Origin of the sequence: Halobacillus sp., assembly GCF_049282395.1 — a bacterium.
Taxonomy (GTDB): domain Bacteria; phylum Bacillota; class Bacilli; order Bacillales; family Halobacillaceae; genus Halobacillus.
The window spans coordinates 1-2,794 of the sequence record NZ_JBAPTY010000002.1; the positions used below are offsets into that span (position 1 = coordinate 1).

The following is a 2,794-nucleotide window of genomic DNA, read 5'->3' on the forward strand; positions in this document are numbered from 1 at the left end:
TCTGTATATGGCCATTCCACCCATGTGGTGGAAATGTCGCAGGAAGGGCGGAAGATGATGAAGCAATCCGTCGAGCAGATGAACACGATCGATGAGATAGTGAAAAGCTCGGTTACGAAGGTAAAAGGATTGGATGCTCAGACGAAGGAAATTACTAAGATTGGCAGCGTGATCAAGGATATTGCTGACCAGACCAATCTTTTATCCTTGAATGCGGCCATTGAAGCCGCAAGAGCGGGGGAAAGCGGAAAAGGATTTGCCGTAGTGGCCGAAGAAGTAAGGAAGCTCGCGGATCAGGTTGCTCATTCAGTCGTGGACATTAACCAGATCGTCGCGAACATTCGAGAAGAATCTACGTACGTATCCGACTCTTTAACAACGGGATATGAAGAAGAGAATAAAGGAACCCAGCAAATTAATGCAACGGAGGAGAGATTTGAAAGCATTCATACGTCGGTATCCGGGATGGTGGATCAGATTCAGCAGATCTCTGCCAATCTTACTGAAATTACAGAGGAAAGCAGCGAAATGAATCAGTCCATCGCAGGCATCGCCGCTTTATCCGAAGAGTCAGCTGCCGGGGTGCAGCAGGTTACAGCATCGGCTCAGCAGTCCAACAGTGCGATGGAGGAAATAACGTCAAGCACGAAGAAGCTTTCGCAGCTTTCAGAAGACTTGAACAGTCAGGTAAATGAGTTCCAATGGAAGGAAGACGCCGAACCAGAACAAGAGGAAGAGACCGCGGATGAGCATCCTCCGATTGATAAGGCTGGGTAAAACTTTAACGAAATAATACCAGTAAGACTTTAAGGAACTAAAAAATGAAACCGCAGGCGGGTTCGAGTATTTGATGAAAAAAATCGAACCTTTCTGCGGTTTTTAATGGATGGAAGCTTAACCACAAAAAAATCACCCCGTTCTACTAACGTAGGGAGTGGAGTTCAAAGCTATATCTAATCTGCCTGATTATTAATGTCTTCCGCTTGTTTTTCAGCTATCCAGTAAAGGAGCTCACGTTCCTCAGGCTTTAACTGTCGATCGAGTTTCTGTTCAAATTCTTGAAGAAGCTGGGTGTAGATCTGTTGATGCTGACTCATTTGCTAAAACTCCCCTCGAACTTGTTGAATCTGGCTGGTGCAGAAAGTAATTTTATATTTTTGTAATATAATAGAGCTGTGTGTGCGTTGAATATATCACAGTCTGCGATCTGGCTCAATCCATTTAGTGACAAATTATGACTTTTTTTAAAAAAGCTAGTCTTGATGGTCACCCGGTTTAGTACAACTGTGGAAATCCACATTATCCTAAAAGTACTGCCAATACGGGATAAGTAAAATGAAACGAACGGTTGAATAAAATAAATTCTCTCCTAAAAAAAGCGGTTCAGAAGAAGATGATTGCTTCTCCTGAACCGCTTGTATTATTTTTGCAGAACCTGCAATGCCTGTTTCGTCGTAGAAAGAGCGTCCTCGTGAAAACTTGCTGTAGTTGAGGCAATCTTCTTCCCAATTCTCCTCCTTTGATCAAGCATTCGCTGCGCCTCTTTAAACAAAAGATGTCCGTCCCAATTTTCTCCTTCCACGTGCCAACCGTTATCCAGTTTATACATCGCAGCGAAGGAATCAATTTTCGGATCATACGAGAGTGGGAGGAACGGCGTATGACTTACGGCTGCAAAAATGAGCGCATGCAGGCGCATTCCGATCAGTAGTTCTGATTCTGCGATTCGATCGAGCTTTTCTTCTATGGAGTCATCCCCCGGGGCGACGACGGCCGGCTCGGTCATCTGCAATTCCACAAGTTTTGCGAAGCGTTCATCCTCCTGACCGTGCATCGGAACAAATAGAATGGAGAAACCTTGCTGGGCCAACTGGTCACAGGCAAAAGCAAGCTTTGGAATATAGGATTCGGAACCATCCCAGGAGCGAACACTGATCGCGATCTGATGCTTTTTCTGTACAGACGGGGCTTCATAGCCAAAGACCGCATCGGGTACGACGGAGCAGTTCTGCTTCACGCCAAGCGTTTCTAGTCGCTGTTTAGAGTCCTGGTCGCGAACGGTCAGCCCGTCAACACGATTCAGAGTGTACCTGGTCAGTTTTTTTCCAACCAGCTGGTTAAACGGTCCCATTCCCTGGGCATAGATGAATACGGGTTTGCCGAGCCACTTTGCCATGTTGATAATCGATGTATAATAGACGATCGACTTCGGGCCGGTAGCATCTTGCAGGAGACTGCCGCCCCCTGATATCAGCCCATCACTTGCTTGCAGTACGCGACGAATGTCACGGAAATTCCAGCGGCTGACGGTTTCTACTCCATAAGTGGTAGTGGTATGGATTAGATCATCCGAAAGAACCGTAATGCGAATATCAGGGTGGAGGGTGCGAAGTTGTTTAATCATGGAGGAGAGAATAGCTTCATCTCCTGTATTATGAAAGCCGAAATAACCGGATAACACGACGTGCATCATCATCACTTCCTTTTCTTTTTTTATATAAAAATTTCTATAGTGATAGTAAAGATAAGCTCCCCGATTGAGTGAGCCTCAGTTTCAAGACAATTGGGTCCATTATGATATGCGGACTAGGGTTGGTTGGGAAATAACTCGCTTTCCTGTGGGGAACGGGGAGCTTCCTCGGTCGTTTTCACTCCCTGCGGGATCTCCCCTAGTTCCATTTCCCACGGGAGTCTCATCATTTCCCCACCAGCCCAACTCTATTAGGAGGAACGGATCCTTCTTTAGAAGTGCAGGTGTTGGACTTGATCCTTTCTAAACCCAGTGGTATCAGGC

At 46.0% G+C, this 2,794-nt stretch carries 3 protein-coding genes; 1 reads left to right on the forward strand and 2 read right to left on the reverse strand.

What is annotated here, in order from left to right; all coding sequences use genetic code 11:
- Positions 1–777: methyl-accepting chemotaxis protein (locus WAM07_RS00020; RefSeq protein ID WP_422163716.1), on the forward strand; the 777-nt coding region annotated here is incomplete at its 5' end.
- Between the two features lie 176 nt (positions 778–953).
- Here WAM07_RS00020 and WAM07_RS00025 read toward each other — a convergent pair.
- Together WAM07_RS00025 and csaB are read right to left on the reverse strand one after the other, a co-directional pair.
- A complete protein-coding gene (locus tag WAM07_RS00025; protein ID WP_422163718.1) occupies positions 954–1,097 on the reverse strand; it encodes a hypothetical protein in 144 nt (47 codons plus the stop codon).
- A 323-nt stretch (positions 1,098–1,420) separates the two neighbouring features.
- Positions 1,421–2,470: a polysaccharide pyruvyl transferase CsaB gene (gene csaB / locus WAM07_RS00030; RefSeq protein WP_422163720.1), complete on the reverse strand. Its 1,050-nt coding sequence runs from the start codon at positions 2,468–2,470 to the stop codon at positions 1,421–1,423.
- Between the last annotated feature and the right edge of the window lie 324 nt (positions 2,471–2,794).

Excerpts from the sequence above, each read along its gene's own strand:
- WAM07_RS00025 (WP_422163718.1), bottom strand. The coding sequence starts at position 1,097 with ATGAGTCAGCATCAACAGATCTACACCCAGCTTCTTCAAGAATTTGAA.
- csaB (WP_422163720.1), bottom strand. The coding sequence starts at position 2,470 with ATGCACGTCGTGTTATCCGGTTATTTCGGCTTTCATAATACAGGAGAT.